At 41.0% G+C, this 17,694-nt stretch carries 15 protein-coding genes; 11 read left to right on the top strand and 4 right to left on the bottom strand.

From position 1 onward, the window contains the following. The first annotated feature begins 100 nt into the window (after positions 1-100). Complete coding sequence (locus H9659_RS12040) at positions 101-370, top strand: hypothetical protein (protein ID WP_191690824.1); 270 nt, start codon at positions 101-103, stop codon at positions 368-370. 68 nt (positions 371-438) lie between these two features. On the opposite strand, the gene rpoN is transcribed toward H9659_RS12040, so the two are convergent. Continuing rightward, positions 439-1,752 carry an RNA polymerase factor sigma-54 gene (gene rpoN / locus H9659_RS12035; RefSeq protein WP_191690822.1) on the bottom strand — a complete coding sequence of 438 codons (1,314 nt, stop codon included), beginning with the start codon at positions 1,750-1,752 and terminating at the stop codon, positions 439-441. 613 nt (positions 1,753-2,365) lie between these two features. Between rpoN and H9659_RS12030 the strand changes: the two genes are divergently transcribed. The 6 genes from H9659_RS12030 (at position 2,366) to H9659_RS12005 (ending at position 9,560) form a co-directional block, all read left to right on the top strand. Beyond that, positions 2,366-4,030, top strand: coding sequence for a peptide ABC transporter substrate-binding protein (locus tag H9659_RS12030; protein WP_191690820.1), 1,665 nt, complete (start codon positions 2,366-2,368; stop codon positions 4,028-4,030). A 90-nt stretch (positions 4,031-4,120) separates the two neighbouring features. After that, entirely contained in the window at positions 4,121-5,059 is a 939-nt protein-coding gene (opp3b, locus tag H9659_RS12025) for an oligopeptide ABC transporter permease (protein WP_191690818.1), read from the top strand. Further along, positions 5,001-6,062: an oligopeptide ABC transporter permease gene (opp3C, locus tag H9659_RS12020; RefSeq protein ID WP_191690817.1), complete on the top strand. Its 1,062-nt coding sequence runs from the start codon at positions 5,001-5,003 to the stop codon at positions 6,060-6,062. The genes opp3b and opp3C overlap by 59 nt, the downstream gene beginning before the upstream one ends. Before the next feature lie 12 nt (positions 6,063-6,074). Then, positions 6,075-8,054, top strand: a complete 1,980-nt coding sequence (locus tag H9659_RS15685) for an ABC transporter ATP-binding protein (RefSeq protein ID WP_191690815.1) — start codon at positions 6,075-6,077, stop codon at positions 8,052-8,054. 27 nt (positions 8,055-8,081) lie between these two features. Continuing rightward, positions 8,082-8,432: a DUF3899 domain-containing protein gene (locus H9659_RS12010; protein WP_191690813.1), complete on the top strand. Its 351-nt coding sequence runs from the start codon at positions 8,082-8,084 to the stop codon at positions 8,430-8,432. Positions 8,433-8,483: 51 nt separating this feature from the next. Beyond that, on the top strand, positions 8,484-9,560 hold the full coding sequence (locus tag H9659_RS12005; protein WP_191690811.1) for a M24 family metallopeptidase: 1,077 nt from the start codon (positions 8,484-8,486) through the stop codon (positions 9,558-9,560). A 237-nt stretch (positions 9,561-9,797) separates the two neighbouring features. On the opposite strand, the gene H9659_RS12000 is transcribed toward H9659_RS12005, so the two are convergent. From H9659_RS12000 to H9659_RS11990, 3 genes are read right to left on the bottom strand one after another with little or no spacing between them, the layout of a single operon-like run. Then, the gene (locus H9659_RS12000) at positions 9,798-10,190 is read right to left on the bottom strand and encodes a carboxymuconolactone decarboxylase family protein (protein ID WP_191690809.1); all 393 of its coding nucleotides are present in this window, start codon (positions 10,188-10,190) and stop codon (positions 9,798-9,800) included. Between the two features lies 1 nt (position 10,191). Then, positions 10,192-11,826, bottom strand: coding sequence for a thiamine pyrophosphate-binding protein (locus H9659_RS11995; protein ID WP_191690807.1), 1,635 nt, complete (start codon positions 11,824-11,826; stop codon positions 10,192-10,194). A gap of 23 nt (positions 11,827-11,849) precedes the next feature. Next, positions 11,850-14,066 carry an EAL domain-containing protein gene (locus tag H9659_RS11990; RefSeq protein WP_191690805.1) on the bottom strand — a complete coding sequence of 739 codons (2,217 nt, stop codon included), beginning with the start codon at positions 14,064-14,066 and terminating at the stop codon, positions 11,850-11,852. Positions 14,067-14,545: 479 nt separating this feature from the next. Between H9659_RS11990 and H9659_RS11985 the strand changes: the two genes are divergently transcribed. The 4 genes from H9659_RS11985 (at position 14,546) to H9659_RS11970 (ending at position 17,686) form a co-directional block, all read left to right on the top strand. Beyond that, a complete protein-coding gene (locus H9659_RS11985) occupies positions 14,546-15,844 on the top strand; it encodes a Zn-dependent hydrolase (protein ID WP_191690803.1) in 1,299 nt (432 codons plus the stop codon). A gap of 37 nt (positions 15,845-15,881) precedes the next feature. Further along, positions 15,882-16,106: a hypothetical protein gene (locus H9659_RS11980; RefSeq protein ID WP_318240727.1), complete on the top strand. Its 225-nt coding sequence runs from the start codon at positions 15,882-15,884 to the stop codon at positions 16,104-16,106. 70 nt (positions 16,107-16,176) lie between these two features. After that, the gene (locus H9659_RS11975; RefSeq protein ID WP_225217816.1) at positions 16,177-16,434 is read left to right on the top strand and encodes a PepSY domain-containing protein; all 258 of its coding nucleotides are present in this window, start codon (positions 16,177-16,179) and stop codon (positions 16,432-16,434) included. 226 nt (positions 16,435-16,660) lie between these two features. Next, entirely contained in the window at positions 16,661-17,686 is a 1,026-nt protein-coding gene (locus H9659_RS11970) for an asparaginase (protein ID WP_191690801.1), read from the top strand. The last annotated feature ends 8 nt before the right edge of the window (positions 17,687-17,694 follow it).

Below are 17,694 nucleotides of genomic sequence, written 5' to 3'. Positions count from 1 at the left end.
AAAGAAAGACTAGGTTGTTTTTTCAGAATAGCGTGGATTTTAGTGCGATATTTAGTATATACTATGATAAATGAATGTCTTTCAAAAAAGGAGCTGAACTATGGGACTAACGTATTTTTTGGTACTAATGGTAAGCGCTATTATGGTGACATCACTACTCATGTGGATCGGTGAAAAAGTACTGTCATTAACCTTTCGGCAAAAAGTATCGCCGATAATCAAAAACGCAGGTTCTCTTGTTTTTGCGATTGCTATTCTCTCGGCATTGTTCTGTGCATTGGAAAAAACTTCTGGAATGTATATGATTTTATTAAGTGGGGCAATTATCGGTTATAATAGATACTGGTTTGGTCACTTTTCGGTAGAATAATCCAAATAGGTTGAAAAAATAGGAGGAAGGGGATATCTACATGCCCCTTCCTCCTATTTTGCAGTTCTCTATATTTGAATATCCTTGCGCCTGCTAGAAGAGGGGATCCGTAACTCTTCCCGATACTTGCTAATGGTTCTTCTGGAAATTTCAATTCCTTTTTCGATCTTGAAATACTCTGCTATTTTTTGATCTGAATATGGCTTGAACTTATTCTCTTTTGCGATAATATCTCTCAGCAATTGTTTTACTTTTGTTTGGGAGACAGTAGTTCCATCTGACGTTTCCAACTTTGACGTAAATAGTAGTCGAAGCTCAAAGGAACCGAAAGACGTTTGTACAACCTTATTTGAAGTCGCCCGGCTAACCGTGGACTCATGCATTCCAATTTCATCGGCCACTTCTTTAAGAGTCAGGGGTTTTATGGAATCGAAACCGTTCTTAAAAAACTGTTCCTGTTTTTCCAATAGAACACTCACAATTTTAATAATGGTATTACGACGTTGCTCAATACTATTCAGAAGCCACTGGAAATTTTTGTATTGAGACTGAACGAATTTGGATGCATCACTTTTGTTTGTAAGATACTGTGAATAGTTCTTGTTCATATGTATCCCTGGTAGATATCCGTCATTCAGGTGAAAAGTAAAACCATTTCCATTCCTATCAACGATAATGTCAGGTGTTAGATATTTTGTTGAATCATCAGACATGAAGAAGCAAGGTCTCGGATTCAACGTCTGGATGAAATCAAAAAGAGTTTTCACTTCTGCCATGGTAATACCCATTCTTGAAGCGATTTCGTTCCACTTGCGATCGGCAACCAAGGTCAGATGATTCTCCACTAAACGGGCAGCTAATTTGTTCTCTGGATAGTTATACATAATTTGTAGTAACAAACATTCCTTTAAATCTCTCGCACCCATTCCAATTGGCCCTAGCTCTTGAAGGAGATGGATTCCTGTTTCGATTTGACCTTCATTGAACGGCAAATCATTTTTAGAAAAACGGTCATTAAGTTGTAAAAATCCATTATCGTCCAGATTGTAGATTAGATACTTTAACAAACTTTGCGTTGGAGCGTCCGGATACATGAATTTTGCTTGTTTCAGTAATTCCTCCCGCTTATTTTCTTCTGCGCACTGCACTGCATCCAATGGCAGTTCGGAATCCCCGTAAGTGAAGGATCTGCGATGCAACCGTTCTTCATAGGCAGGCTTCCCTTCTTTTTCCTTAAGTTGAATTAGTGGGTTTTCCAGCTCTTGCTCGCGAATATACTGCTCGAGTTCATAGGTGGAGTATTGGAGTAGCTCTATGGCTTGCCTAAGTTCAGCAGTCATCAATAAATTGAGTTCCTGACGTTGTTGAAGTCCCAGCTCCATGACTATTCCCTCCTAGGTTTTAGATTTAAAGTATTCTATTTGCTCGGTACAATACTTGTAAACAAAGAGAAATATCTAAGTTTTTTTGCTTCAATTCAATATTAAGATAGAATGCTTTGTTCCGTTATTTAAATCGTCTCTTGACAAGCATACAACCGAATGGACACTTTAAATATAGAGCTAATTATACCATAGGGACTTATCAAATTCGACGGAAAATTCAAATATTCAAGATGGCTAGAAAGGATTGGCATAGAAATTGCAATACTATTTTATGTACTTGTAGAAAGTGTACAAGAATTAAATGACGAGAGGGGAAGTGAATAACTTTCTGTTTAGGTTTTAAAAGGAGAAGTCAGTATTACGTTTTTTATCTATAAGAAGAGTAATGAGGTTTTATCGGAAGAACGTTAGAACGAAAAGACAGAATAATTAGAAATTATTGTCATTTTATTGAATCAATAAGAGATTAAGTGTAAAAATTATTAACTTCAAAGCTTTCTAGACTAGGTTTTTAAAAGTAATTGGACACTAAGCAATTATTTACTCAAAGATCTGTATAGGAATTTAAACATGCTTGAAAGTATATACACATTATTAGGAGGCGAAAAAGATGAAAAAGAAATCCCTATGGTTCTACATGATGATTTTTGGGAGTCTAGTTTTGTTGGCAGGCTGTTATGGAGGGGAGAGCACACAAGAATCTGCGAAATCTGGTGACTCTCCAACTGGTGGGAAGGAAGAGGAAAGTGTACTCCATTTAGCGGTAGCTGGTGAAATCCCAACACTGAAAACGAACGGTGCTATGGATGGGCTCTCTCAAACAATGATCCAGAATATTTTTGAAGGTCTTTTCAGAATAGATGCAGATGACAAAGTTAGTGAAGGACTTGTAGAAACGTATGACGTGAGTGAGGACGGTTTGAAATATACGTTCCATTTAAGAGAAGACGCATTATGGAGCAATGGCGAACCAACTAAGGCGACAGACTTTATCTACGCATGGAAAAAAGCATTACATCCAGATACTGTTTCTCCACACGCTTACTTGATGGATGCAGTGAAAGGTGCTGCAGACATTCAAAATCCTGAACATGATATGTACGGAAAAGTTGACGAACTTGGTGTCACGGCCCCGAACGATTTCACTTTAGAAGTGGAATTGAATAATGACGTACCTTACTTTACTGAACTTCTAACGAATCCAGTTTTCTATCCACAAAACGAAAAGTTTGCTGAAGAACAACAAGATAACTATGCGCTTGAAGTAGAAAATCTTGTATTCAACGGTCCATTCACACTAGATTCATGGGACCACGATCAGAAGTGGACGTTGAAAAAGAATGAAGACTACTGGAATGCAGAAGATGTGAAAGTGGATGAAGTCAACTTCAAAGTGGCAAAGGACACTTCTACTGAAGTGAATCTATATGAAACAGATACAATCGATGTAGCGAATCTCTCATCTGAATTTGTCGATGTATATAAAGATCACGAAGAATATACCACTTCTTTAAAATCTGAAGTTTACTTTTTGCGGATGAACCAGAAAAACGAATTTTTGAGTAATACGAATATCCGTAAAGCCATTGATATGGGGTGGGATAAAGAACAAGCAGCAGAGTCGATATTGAAAAACGGCTCGAAACCCGCTTATTGGCTAGTATTCCCGGACTTTGTGGAATCGCAGGATGGTGAAGAGTTCCGTGAACGTTACGGTGACTTGAACAAAGGGACGGCGGAAGAAGCGAAAGAGCTTTGGAACAAAGGACTTGAAGAACTGGGTGTAACAGAGGTCAAACTCGACTTCCTAAGCTACGACGATGGTCAGCGAAAGTCTGTAGCTGAGTACATGAAAAACCAATTGGAGACTAATCTGCCTGGCTTGAGCATTACCATTAACCAGCAGCCGAACAAGCAGAAGTTAGCATTGGAAGATGCTTTGGATTATGACTTATCCTACTCGGGCTGGAGAAATGATGTTGCAGATCCGGTTGAGTTCCTATCCGTATTCCTATCGGACGGTGCCTATAATTGGCAGGCATTCAAGAACGATCAATACGACAAAAATGTGAAACAGGCAATGGTTGATTTCACTGATCTTGATAAACGTTTCGCTGAATTACAGGATGCGGAGCAGATTCTGATTGGAGAAGAAGCTGCGATTTCCCCAATGTATCAAGCGGGCTCTGCCCGACTTATTAAACCACATGTAAAAGGGTTCACTGCTCATGCGAATTCTACGTATTCTTACCAATGGGTAACAATCGACAATTAAGTTTACTGAACAATCTGCTGTATCTCTTCAAGAGGAGATTGCTTGGAGAGGTACGGCAGATAAATTCTTATGATATAGGTGGTGACTTGCATGAAAAAATATATAGCTAGCAGAGTCGGGTATATGTTGTTCACTTTTCTAATCATTGCGACGTTTACATTTTTCTTAATGCAAACGCTACCAGGATCTCCTTTTAATGACGAACGATTATCTGCGACACAAAAAGAGGTATTGAATGAGCGATACGGATTGAATGAACCATTATCTGTTCAATATTTCAAGTATCTAGGGAATATTACCAAAGGTGATTTTGGTGTGTCCTTTCAATTCGATGGGAGGTCGGTTAGCAGTATCATAGGCGAACGAATAGGTGTTTCTGCTATATTAGGTGCGCAATCCTTAGTAGCGGGTATGATGATCGGACTTTTCTTAGGAATTATTGCAGCCTTGAGGCACAACACATTCATTGATTACGGAGCCATGGTGGTAGCCGTCCTTGGATTATCCATCCCGAATTTTGTACTAGCAGGACTCTTACAATACTGGGTAGGTGTTCGACTTGGATGGTTGCCAGTAGCATTCTGGGAAGGTTTTGAGTACTCCATCCTTCCAACGATTGCACTTGCAGCATTCGTAGTTGCTACTATGGCTCGATTTATGAGAACTGAAATGTTAGATGTACTTGGCAATGAATATATTACGACAGCAAGAGCAAAAGGAATAAAGGAATATACGGTAATAATGAAGCATGGTTTGCGGAATGCGATGATCCCAATCATTACGATTTTAGGTCCCTTAACCGTGTCATTGATGACGGGTACATTGGTTGTTGAAAAAATATTCAGTGTACCTGGATTGGGAGAACAATTCGTCAAATCCATATTAACAAATGACTATCCGGTTATTATGGGTGTTACATTATTTTACAGTTTCTTATTCATCATTGTCATACTCATTGTAGATCTTTTGTATGGTGTCATTGATCCGAGAATTCGTCTTTCAGGAGGTGGACGTCGTGAAAGTAAATGAATTTGACTTAACAGATGACCTATTTGAGGAGTCAGGCAAAGTATTTGAAGAGAAAAGTATTACGGATCGCCCATCATCCACATTCATGAAAGATTCTTGGATTCGTTTAAGAAAGAACAAAGGTGCGTTTACAGGATTGGTGCTCATTATTTTAATAATGCTTCTTTCGGTATTCGGTCCGTACATGAATTCACACGGTTTTGATGAACAAGATTTAACGAGAACGAATCTGCCGCCTAAAATACCCGTATTGGAGAATTTGTCGTTCCTAGGAGTAAACGGCGTTGATATTCGTGGAACTGACCAATACGCAGCAAAAGATGTAACGGAGTATTATTGGTTCGGCACGGATGATTTAGGAAGAGATTTATGGACGAGGATATGGCAAGGTACGAGAATCTCATTATACATCGCATTTTTAGCAGCAACATTAGACCTCGTGATTGGCGTAGCTTACGGAAGTATTTCTGCATATTATGGCGGACGAATAGATAATGCGATGCAGCGGATTATTGAAGTGTTAATGGGGATACCAAACCTTATTGTTGTCATTCTTTTAATCTTAATATTGAAACCGGGGATTCTCTCGATCACATTAGCAATGGTCATTACAGGATGGGTAAGTATGGCAAGAATCGTGAGAGGACAGGTTTTGAAATTGAAAGGCCAGGAATTTGTATTAGCTTCACGGACATTAGGTGCTAGAGATAAAAACCTAATTTGGGGCCATCTGATCCCTAACTCTTTAGGACCCATCATTATTACAACAATGTTTACCATTCCGACTGCGATTTTCACTGAAGCATTTCTGAGTTTTATCGGATTAGGTCTCCAACCGCCAATCGCTTCACTAGGAATGATTGTAAACGATGGCTTCAAAATGTTGAAAATATATCCGCATATGCTTATGTTTTCTTCTGTCATTATCAGTGTGATTATGATTAGTTTCAATTTACTTGGCGATGGTCTTCGGGATTCGTTTGATCCAAAAATGAAGAAATAGAGGTGAATAAAGATGGAGAAAATCTTATCGGTTGATGATTTACATATCTCTTTCGATACGTATGACGGGGAAGTCCGTGCTGTCCGAGGAGTTACGTTCGATTTGTACAAAGGAGAAACGTTAGCCGTGGTGGGGGAGTCGGGGTCAGGAAAGTCAGTTATGTCAAAGAGCATAATGGGACTAATTCCAAAACCTTCAGGCAGGGTTGTCAAAGGCACAATTACGTACCAAAATCGTGATATTACTAAAATTTCAAGCAGTGAATTAAGAGGACTTCGTGGATCTGAAATTTCCATCATTTTTCAGGATCCAATGACCTCGCTAAATCCAACAATGACGATTAACAATCAAATTATAGAAGGTATCCTTGCTCATCAAAAAATACCGAGAAAAGAAGCGGAGAAAAAAGTGATCTCTTTGCTTGAACTAGTTGGAATTACAAATGCTTTCGAACGTGTGAAGCAATACCCACACCAATTTTCAGGAGGCATGCAGCAACGTGTAATGATTGCGATGGCATTGGCCTGTAACCCAGCAATTTTAATAGCGGATGAACCGACAACCGCTCTGGATGTAACAGTGCAGGCTCAAGTTTTAGAATTGCTAAAAGACATCCAAAAGAAGATGGATACATCTATCATTTTTATCACACATGATTTAGGTGTAGTTGCTAATATTGCAGATCGTGTAGCCGTCATGTACGCAGGGAAAGTAATAGAAATCGGGAAGACGGACGAGGTGTTTTATAACCCACAACATCCGTATACGAAAGGCCTATTAGCCGCGATGCCTGACTTGACGATTGACCAGGAAGAGCTGCAAACCATTCCTGGTTCGCCACCGAATTTGCTACATCCACCGCCTGGTGATGCATTTGCTTTACGGAACGAACATGCTCTGAAAATAGACTTCTTGCGTGATCCACCAATGTTTAAAGTAACAGAAACGCATTCTGCCGCAACGTGGCTATTGCATGAAAAGGCATCCAAAGCTAAAAAAATGTTAGATGGAAAACAACGTGTAGAAACAGTAATCAACGATAAAGTCCCGATAAAAGATAGAGGAAAAGAAAAAATACTTGAAGTTAAAAACTTGAAGCAATACTTTAAAAGCGGGAAAAACTCAGTTATTAAAGCAGTCGATGGTCTTTCTTTTGATATATATGAAGGGGAGACGTTCGGTCTTGTTGGAGAATCAGGATGCGGAAAGTCAACTACGGGAAGAACTTTAGTTCGTTTATATGATGCGACGTCCGGGGAGGTCTATTTTAAAGGGGTGGATATTCATAAAAATAACACATTGAACTTAAACAAGGATATCCAAATGATTTTTCAGGACCCGTATTCCTCGCTGAATCCAAGATGGACTGTATCGGACATAATAGCTGAAGGAATGGATATTCATGGGTTATATACATCTAAAGCCGATCGTATGGAAAAGGTATATGAATTGTTAAAGACAGTAGGCCTTTCTGAAGAACATGCGAACCGATATCCACACGAGTTTAGTGGGGGTCAAAGACAGCGGATTGGTTTCGCTCGTGCTCTTGCTGTAGATCCGAAATTCATCATTGCAGACGAGCCGATTTCAGCTTTAGATGTCTCTATTCAAGCACAAATCACGAATTTACTTAAGAAACTTCAAAAAGAGAAAAATTTAACGTATTTATTTATTGCCCACGATCTCTCAATGGTGAAGTATATAAGTGATCGCGTAGGCGTCATGTATCAGGGGAAACTGGTTGAAGTGGCAGATAGTGATGAGCTGTATGCCAATCCTTTACACCCTTACACTAAATCATTGTTGTCTGCAATACCTGTTCCAGATCCAGAGGTTGAGAAGAAGAGAATCCGAATACCTAAAGGCGAATGGGCTATCGACTCTGAAGGTTGTCAACTCAGAGAAATAACTGATCGACATTGGGTTGCGTGTACGATAGACCAGGTAGATTCATATAGAACAAAGTCAGAAGCTCCAGCTGTTTTAGTTTAAAAACTTTAAAAAGGACTGTTTGAGACGATGAAAAATTTTCTTGTGACTATGGTTGGTAGTTGTTTGATTGCGGTGGTATTTCTTATGCTAGATGTAAAAAATGTTTACTGGGACGTCTTCTTTCTCTTTGGATTAGTTGTATTCATGGTAGGAGGAGTACTTCTTTTGTTGAAAAAAGGTATTTTCGACTTCTTTTTTTATAGTTTTAATAAGTTCTTAAAGTCCTCTTCGAAAGTGGAACAGTATGTATCAGAAGTAAATAACCATAATGAGTTTGCAACGTCATCTTCTAAAAATGCTGCTATTCCACATGCTGTTTTGTTTGCAGGGATTTCTATAATCATTATTACAACAGTGTTTCCTGTATATCTATTGTAATAGTTAACAATAAAATTCAATGCTATTGAATCTGACAATGGAGGAGAAAAAATGAGTAGAATAACGAAACTTCAAAACCAACTTGATGAACTGAAAATTGATGGATTTATGATTAACGGTGACTGGAACCGGAGATATGTAACTGGATTTACGGGGAGTAATGGTGTCGTGTTAATTACCAAAGATGATGCACTTCTTATAACGGACTACCGTTATTTTGAACAAGCAAAAAAACAATCGGGGTTACATGTGGTGTTGCATGCTGAGCATACAGGACATAAGCACAAGATTTATGATGAAGTATCTAAGCAGATTAATAGGATGGGCATTAAACGTCTTGGGTTCGAACAACAGCATCTGAATTTCGGAAACTATTCTAAATTGAAGGAGTTAGCTAGTTGTGAAATGATTCCTACGTATGATGTAGTAGAAAACTTGCGTATGGTGAAGTCGCAAGAAGAAATCGATAACATTCGAACATCTACTGAAATTACGGATGATGCATTTGTGAATATCTTAGATATCATTCGACCTGGCATGACAGAATTGGAAGTCGCGGGAGAATTAGAGAGCTTCATCAAAAAGAGAGGAGGCATTACTTCTACGTTCAGTCCTATTGTTGCTTCCGGAAAACGAGCATCGCTTCCCCATGGACGAGCAAGTGACAAAGTCATTGAAAATGGGGACATGATTACAATCGATTTCGGAACAAACTACAATGGTTATTGGTCGGATATTTCCCGTGTCGTATCGATAGGACAGCCGAACGAAAAAATGTTGGAAGTACACCAAGCTGTTCTTCGATCGTTCACCAACTGTGCAACTCATATTAAACCAGGGTTGACGGATCAAGAAGTCGATAAATATATGAGAGATATCTTAATTGAAACTGGCTATAATCAATATTCTGGAACTGGTACAGGTCATGGGATTGGTTTAGAAGTTCACGAAAAACCACTATTTTCTGTAGACTCTGAAAAGTTTCTTCTGCCAGGCATGGTCATTACGATTGAGCCGGGAATCTATTTACCTGAAATAGGTGGAGCTCGTATTGAAGACATGCTACTGATCACAGAAGATAGCTGTGAAGTATTATCACCTTCTACGAAGGAACTAGTTATTCTATGAACATAATGATTTAATTAGATACTGCATGCAATGCCCATATGAATTTAAAATAGAAGGTGAAACCGCTCTCAAACGGTTTCACCTTCTTTGCGTCAGTTAAGTAGAATATTTCGAACATTCGTATTCTAATTAAAATCACTATAATAGGATGTCGGATGACGAACCGGCTCCAATGATTGAAAAATACCAATCCACTGGGGAAATGTAACTTATTACATCTTAATCAACTTTCACTTCTTAATCCTTTCTGCTAGCGTCATCATGATTCTTAAAAATCTCCCCAGCAATCCCCATTGCTTGAATGGCTTTAGGGAATCCGACATAACCTGAGCAATGAATGATGATTTCGATGATTTCTTCTTGTGACATGCCAATGTTCAAGGCAGCTTGGACATGAACTCCGAGCTGGTCAAACGCTCCTTGAGTAATCAGTGTCGTGAGTGTGATGTATTCACGTTGCTCCATTGTAAGTGTGTTTCGTGCATACAGATCTCCGAAACCGGATGATACGATCATATCCCAGAAATCAGGTGAGATCTTTTGGATGTGTCGCATACCTGTTCGTACCTCTTCGGAAAATAATTCTTCCATAGCGTGTATTCCTTTTTCGTAGCGCTCATTGTTTTCCATATCATTGTCTCCCCATAGTTGGTGGTATTTCGTGTTCATCGACCAAAGCTTCGATGACAAATGGTTTATTCGTTTCTTGAATCCGTACTAATGCATGCTTAATCGACTGGGAAATTTCTGTCGGTGTAGAGCATGTGATTGCTTCCAAGCCCATCGATTCGGCAAATTTGGTTGTATCCAGGGGAGTTTCATAAATGCCACCAATGGATGTCCCGATCATCTTGCGCATTCCTTTTTCGACCATATCCAATCGGCCATTATTGACGACGATAAACAACACAGCGGAGTCATAGTTGTAAGCAGTGGAAATCTCCGTGCCATGCATGAACATGCATCCGTCTCCGACTAAGCAGACAACCAGTTTCTCAGGTGCCGCCAGTTTTGCGCCGATTGCGTAGCCGATGCCGTTTCCCATCGCGCCAAAGATATCGTCAAAGAAGAATGTACCGGGTTTGTAGATGTCAAAGTGTTGGATGCCATAGAACGAGTGACTGCCATCATCCCCGAAAACAATGGTCTCCTCTGGCAGTGTATTCCGCATCGCTTTCAGTACTTGGACTGCCGACATGCGCTTTCCTGGAGTGTTTTCAACCAACGGGCTCTTCTCGATTTCCAATAGGAACTCATCGTGATCTGTTTTCGGAATGTCTTTCAAGATTGCCGTCAAATTCGATTTGATATCCCCGAGGATCGGTGTCGTTTCAACTGGAATCGATTTTCCGATGAACGTGGGATTGTAGTCGAAGTGAAGAATATGCTCAGGATACATGGATTCAGATAGACCAGCTATTGACATGTCGCTAAGCTGGGAACCGATGACGATGAGCAAATCGACTCCGTCACTGAGATACGCTGATGCTTCTGGAGTCCCGCCCAATCCAAATGCGCCTAATGATAGCTTGTGATGGGAAGGGAACGTGCCTTTCCCGCCGGGAGTCGTAATGACAGGAATCTTCCAGTGCTCAGCGAGATGCTGGACTTCATCGTAAGATTTGCTGGAATGAACGCCTTTCCCAACGAATAGTAGGGGGCGTTTTGCGTCATTCAGCAGTCCAGCCACTTCACTCGTTTTTGGTGAAATCAGCTCATAGGAAATCGGGAAATCGAGTAGAAACGGTTCGATCTCTTCCAGTAAAATATCAAACGGAATGGAGAGATGAACAGGTCCTTTAACTCCCGCGACTGCTTTTTCCAGCGCATGCTGTAAGAATGGTTTCAGCATATCTCCGCGCTCCACCCGGGCACTGAACTTGGTCACCGATTGAAACATGTCTGTCAGGTCGGTTCCGAAGATACTGGAGTCTTGTCCCATTGCTTTCCCCGTATCTTTCATCGAAGGATGTCCCGTGATGAGCAGCAGGGGAATATTGGATGCTTTCGCTTGTCCGGCAGCAGAAAGTAAATTAGTGCCACCGGGTCCGGATGTACCTACTGCGACACCGATCGTGTCATTCATTAGTGAATACCCCGCGGCTTCATATCCTGCTGCACCTTCATGTTTACTAAGGACGAATTCCATTTTATAACTTAGGAGTTCAAAAAGAATGGGGGAGACGGCTTTACCGGGAATACCGAAAACATGATGAATCCCCCAATGTTTAAAATTCTCAACTAAAACTGATGCAACCTTCTTCATCCGCGATTCGCTCCCTGTCCTAGTTAATGTAACAAGTAAACCTTCTCGATTTCACAAGCAGACAATGGCTTGCTAAAGAAATACCCTTGTATGATATCGCAGTTATGTTTTTTCAGGAATTCCAGTTGTTCTTGTGTTTCTACACCTTCTGCAATCACTTCTTTGTGAAGGTTGTGGGCGAGAGTTATCGTAGCAACCACGATGATTGCATCATTCTCATCGTTCATCAGTTCACTGACGAATGACTTGTCGATTTTAATATAATCGATCGGGAAATTTTTAAGATAGTTCAGAGAGCTATATCCTGTTCCGAAATCATCGATACTGATACCGATGCCAAGTTTCTTCAGTTCTTTCAATACATAAATCGAGTATTCATATTCCATCGCCATATTTTCTGTGATTTCTACAACAAGGTACTTCGGATTCAGGGCAGTGCGATCGAGTACTTCCTCTACATAGGAAATGAGATTACGAGTCAAAAATTGCTGAGTCGACAAGTTTACGGAGATTTTGACGGGCGTCATGCCTGCATGTTGCCATTTTTTGTTTTGCAAACAAGCTTCGTTAATGACCCATTCGCCTATTTGCGTGATCAGTCCGTTTTCTTCAGCAAGTCTTATGAAACGTCCAGGTTCAAGCATACCGAGTCGGGGATGCTGCCATCGGATCAGTGCTTCAAATCCAATCAGTTCCTTGGATACAGTATGGATTTGTGGTTGATAGTGCAAGACGAATTCATCATTCTCAAGCGCATTCCGCAATTCGATTTCGAGAACGGATTCCGAGATCATTTCGTCTGATAAGTCACTCGTATGAATGACGAATTGATTTTTCCCTTGAGCTTTTGCCTGATACATGGCGTTATCCGCATACACCAAAAACTTTTCCATGGAAAGGGGATGGTCAGGATAGATTGCGACCCCGATGCTAGCAGTCGTGTGTAATTCTTTTTTGTTCACGAGAAAAGATTCAGTGAACAGATTAAGAATCTCTTCCGCTTTTTGTATGACGTAGCTAGGACTGTCAAAGTCAGTGAGAAGAAAAATGAATTCGTCTCCCCCCATCCGGGCAAGCGTGTCGTTTTCTCCTAGACAGCTGGATAACCGTTCACTGACCTTGCGAAGCAGTTCATCCCCATATGAATGACCGAAGTTATCATTAATGATTTTAAAGCGATCCAGATCGATGAAAAGCAGAGCCAGTTGACGGTTATGACCTGCATTGATTTCATCGATGGCGGTTTCCATTGCATTTTGAATGTACCTTCTGTTAGGAAGTTGAGTTAAATCATCGTGGTAAGCTAAGTAATTATATTTTTCTTGCATGCTGTATCGATTCGAGATGTCTCGGAACTGACCGAAAGCTCCCACCATTTTGTTGTCTTCGAAAATAGGCTGAGCATCAAACAAGCAGACGACTTGTTTGCCATTACTGTCTTTGAATTTAATCTCTTCATTGTTAAAGGTTTTTCCTTCATGTAAAACTTTCTTGAAATACTCTCCTGTGATCGGTGAATCGCAAATGTTTCTGCCTATAACAGACTCTCTGCTATTATTCGATATGTTTTCAGCGAACTTATTGAACTCTGTAGTAATGCCGTTTTCATCCGTAATGACAATCCCGTTCCTTGTCCTCTGCAGCATGATCTGGTTCAAGATATTAAGTTTACGGTTCTGTTTACGAAGAAGCAGCTCCCGTTCAATTGAGTCCACCACTTGGACAAGCATTGAAAGATAGAGCGGATTCTGAAAGCCGATGGGCATCATGATCGAGATACTGCCCAATAAGTTATCTTCTTCTGTGTTGTGGAAAGCGGTCCCGTAACATGCGATTTCGTGGAGAGGAGTATGATAATGTTGATCTCCAATAAGACTGATGGGCTGCATCTGTTGCAATGAAAGACTCACTACATTGGTTCCGGTGTCTTCCAAGGTGAATTGTGCGCCGAGTTTAATGCCGAATTGGTCGCTCGTCGATTTTATCGTCTCATCGCCCTCAGACGAAAGCAGATAGCCGTTTTCATCTGAAACAACGACTAGAATGGGTGTGCCTTTCAAGGAGTTCAGCAATTTCTTCGAGAAGAAACTGACAACCGACAGGATTTCGCTATACGCTTTCCTCTTTTCGTCAAACTCCGCCTTGCTTAAAAAGTTCTTGGGGGCAGCGAGTTCCGTTGGATCCATCCCTGCTTCTCTACACATCTTATTGGAAGCAATAATATAGTGGGGATCTGTCATTTATTCAATCTCCTCCTCATCTTCATAGAGATAACTTATATATGTGTACCCATAAATAATCTAAGGAAAATTCAAATGTCTCATTCTTTATACTTATATATTAAAGTCTAAAGAGGTGAATAGGCAAAATCTTAGGTGTTTGTTACTCTATCTGATTGTAATTGCAGTAGAAATTATACCACTTATATTTACAAACTATGAATACATTTAGTATCGTACATCTATTATTTCAATATATAGGTGAATAGTACTAACTGTATGAATTGTTGAGGAAAATTTAAAGAGTTTCTAGAGATTCTATTCTTTTCTGAAAAGTCTATATCATCTAGTAATTACTAGTATACACCTGATTACAGGTTGGAATACGGATTGTTTAAAATGGACGAATGATTTGTGGTTTCAACTTGAAGCAGGATGTTTTGTGATATAGTCTACGTATTATTGAAATTCAAAAAATGGTGGAAATAGGAGTGGAACCGATGACTGCAACAGAAAGCTTGTTTACAAAATTAACGGCCGGATATGATGAATCCCTTTCACGTGGAGGTGTCGATGGAGGGAGAATTGCACAACGATTGAGTGAATTATCGATGATTGGTGCATCGCCTGAAGGTGGAGTGACCCGCCCTGGCTATTCTCCTGAAGAAAAGCACGCCAAACAAGTTGTGAAATCCTGGATGGAACAAGCCGGTTTGCAAGTGTTTGAAGACGGAGCTGGAAACGTCATTGGTCGATTGGAGGGAATGGAGAGTGGAAATGCAATCATGTCCGGCTCTCATGTGGATAGCGTTCCGAATGGCGGGGATTTTGACGGCCCTCTTGGAGTAATTGCAGCGTTGGAAGTGGCAGAAGCGTGGAAAGAGACTGGATATCACCCACGTAAGGCGTATGAAGTCGTTATTTTCTCAGACGAAGAGGGAACTCGATTCGGTGCAGGTCTAACAGGCAGTCATGCGATGACCGGACAGTTAACGGAAGAAGAGACCAACTTGAAGGTGGACAAAGAAGGCAAGTCATTTGAAACCGTAATTGAAGAATACGGTAGTTCGCTTCCGGCTGTATGGCGCGCAAAACGGAATATGGGCGAAATCGAATTGTTTGTTGAATTACATATCGAGCAAGGAAAGCTATTGGAGAAAAACGGTTGTTCAGTCGGAGCAGTGAAGGGGATTGCAGGACCGGTATGGATGAATGTCACGTTCGAAGGAGAAGCAGGGCATGCAGGGAATACACCGATGGATGATCGACGGGATTCCATGGTAGCTGCGGGTCATTTCATCCACACGGTTTCGTCATTGCCTCGTCAATTCAGTGAAACGTCTGTTGCCACGATCGGTAAGTTGAATGTCTTTCCAAATGGGTTGAATGTAATTCCTCAGAAAGTCGAGCTGACGGTAGATATTCGAGATATCCACGAAGACCCACGTGACGCTTTAGTGCAAGCTATTATAGAGGCGGCCGAACAATCAGGAGTAGACCACAATGTCGGCGTCACCTGCCGAAAGACGTTAGCTGTACAACCGATGTTGGTTAACGAAGAACTACTCTCTGATCTGAAGGAGTCCATCAGTGAATTCGGGATGGAACCGATGGAACTGATGAGTGGCGCCGGTCATGACGCCATGGTGATCGGCCGCGAAGTCCCCGCTGCTATGCTGTTTGTCCAAAGTAAAAAGGGAATCAGCCATAATCCGGAAGAATGGACAGACTTAAGTGACTGTGTCATTGGAGTGCAAGTGTTGAAAAATTTCATTGAAAAGCAAATGGAGCGATCCTGAATAAAGAGTGAAAACATAAGAGAGTGAAGTGATAGGGGTGGAAAATATCACTATGTTCGGTGCGGCTAATTGGTTGAATGTTGTATCTGCTATGTCCGTTATCGGTTGTTTGTATTTTATCCTTTCCTTCTTCCAGCATCTTAAAATGAAGGATGAGCGACTTGCGCAGCAATCGAAAATTGCCGCTGTCGTCTGTCTTGCAATCGCATTGCTCATTCCGGCAATTTATGGCGCATATGTGTTTTCGGAAATGAATTTGTAATCCTATCTTCCGCACACATTGCCCAGCTATGAATACACTGTCATAGAGAACGGGAACTGGAGGAGATGGATTGACGAATCAGAATTGGGTGGAACCGAATCCCCATTGGGCAAATCATTGGCAAAATCCTCAATATCGTCTAATTTCCATCGAGGAAGCCATGATGGTTGCCTTGCAACAAGTGCCGGGGCATGTGGTGAAAGCGGAATTGGAATACGATCAGGGAACCGTCATTTATGAAATCGAAATCCGCACTCACGATGGACAGAAGTACGAAGTGAAAGTGGATGCGAATACGGGGAATGTGTTGAGAGTGAAGCTGGATTGATAAAAAGTAGGAGAATAGCTGGCTGCAGGTTTTTCACCTGTATCCAGCTATTTTTACGTTCAGAATCTTTACTTAAAGAAATGATTAACTTTTAAAAATTCAACCTAAAAGAACGTATTAAAACATTTAGTTAACAATATTTTTAAGAAAATCAGAATTAGTGTTGTAATGTGATGTAACATGATGTAAAGTATTAGAAAATATTGAATAGTAGGAGAGTGATCGTGTGCCAGCTGAAAGATTAGTAGACGTGGTACGGGGTGGGTACGTAGAGAGCGGCCATACCGGACATATTGCAGTAGTGGATTCGAAAGGGAGGTTGCTCTACAGTTGCGGAGATCCAAAACGCCATACTTTTGCACGATCTTCCATGAAACCGCTTCAAGCCATTCCTATCATTGAAACCGGAGCTGCAGAACACTATAAAATGCAAGCTGCCGATATTTCACTTGCATGCGCTTCTCACAATGGGGAAGACCAACATACGATCAGAGTGAAAGATATTCTGCATCGTCTGGAACTCGAAGTAGACGATCTGAAGTGTGGCACACATCCACCTAGATGGACTGCTGCATATGAAAATGTTATTAAAACGGATACGCCGATTACTCCTGTCTACAATAACTGCTCAGGTAAACATAGTGGGATGCTGACAACTGCCAAGCATATGAATGAGTCGACAGATGACTATTACCAAATTGACCACCCTGTACAGCAACGTATTCTTGAAGTGATCAGTGATTTGTCAGAAGTTCCTATTGATGAGATTGAAATAGGCATTGACGGATGTGGGGTTCCTGTTCACGGAATTCCGCTTGACCGGTTGGCACTTAGCTTTGCAAAAATGTCAAAGCCCGGAAGCTTTCCTGAAAAGAGGAAACAGGCGATTGAAACGGTGACTTCATCTATGATGGCTGAACCTGAAATGGTGGGTGGTACGGATCGTTTCTGTACCGACTTCATGAAAGTCATGGCAGGTCGGATGTTTGGGAAAGCGGGAGCGGAAGGTGTGTATTGTATCGGCGACCTTGAAACTGGATTAGGAATCGCGGTAAAGATAGAAGATGGGAATGGTAGAGCGGTCTATCCGGCAGCTGTAGAAGTCCTTAAGCAATTGGAGTTGCTAACAGGTGATCAATTGGAACAGTTATCTTCCTATCATGAGCCTGCTTTGAAAAATGCGCGCGATGAAATAATCGGTCACTTGAAACCTGTATTTTCGATGAAAAGTGCGTCTTGCATTTTATCATAAACGAGTCT

The sequence above is a fragment of the Sporosarcina gallistercoris genome (genome assembly GCF_014836415.1).
Classification (GTDB): domain Bacteria; phylum Bacillota; class Bacilli; order Bacillales_A; family Planococcaceae; genus Sporosarcina; species Sporosarcina gallistercoris.
Note: the sequence above shows the minus strand (reverse complement) of the source record. Positions and strands in the feature narration are given on the sequence as shown.

Bases quoted from the DNA above. Each gene is read 5' to 3' on its own strand.
- rpoN (WP_191690822.1), bottom strand. From the start codon at position 1,752: ATGGAGCTGGGACTTCAACAACGTCAGGAACTCAATTTATTGATGACT.
- H9659_RS12005 (WP_191690811.1), top strand. From the start codon at position 8,484: ATGAGTAGAATAACGAAACTTCAAAACCAACTTGATGAACTGAAAATT.
- H9659_RS12030 (WP_191690820.1), top strand. From the start codon at position 2,366: ATGAAAAAGAAATCCCTATGGTTCTACATGATGATTTTTGGGAGTCTA.
- H9659_RS11995 (WP_191690807.1), bottom strand. From the start codon at position 11,826: ATGAAGAAGGTTGCATCAGTTTTAGTTGAGAATTTTAAACATTGGGGG.
- H9659_RS12010 (WP_191690813.1), top strand. From the start codon at position 8,082: ATGAAAAATTTTCTTGTGACTATGGTTGGTAGTTGTTTGATTGCGGTG.
- H9659_RS11985 (WP_191690803.1), top strand. From the start codon at position 14,546: ATGACTGCAACAGAAAGCTTGTTTACAAAATTAACGGCCGGATATGAT.
- H9659_RS15685 (WP_191690815.1), top strand. From the start codon at position 6,075: ATGGAGAAAATCTTATCGGTTGATGATTTACATATCTCTTTCGATACG.
- H9659_RS12040 (WP_191690824.1), top strand. From the start codon at position 101: ATGGGACTAACGTATTTTTTGGTACTAATGGTAAGCGCTATTATGGTG.
- opp3b (WP_191690818.1), top strand. From the start codon at position 4,121: ATGAAAAAATATATAGCTAGCAGAGTCGGGTATATGTTGTTCACTTTT.
- opp3C (WP_191690817.1), top strand. From the start codon at position 5,001: ATGGTGTCATTGATCCGAGAATTCGTCTTTCAGGAGGTGGACGTCGTG.
- H9659_RS11990 (WP_191690805.1), bottom strand. From the start codon at position 14,066: ATGACAGATCCCCACTATATTATTGCTTCCAATAAGATGTGTAGAGAA.
- H9659_RS12000 (WP_191690809.1), bottom strand. From the start codon at position 10,190: ATGGAAAACAATGAGCGCTACGAAAAAGGAATACACGCTATGGAAGAA.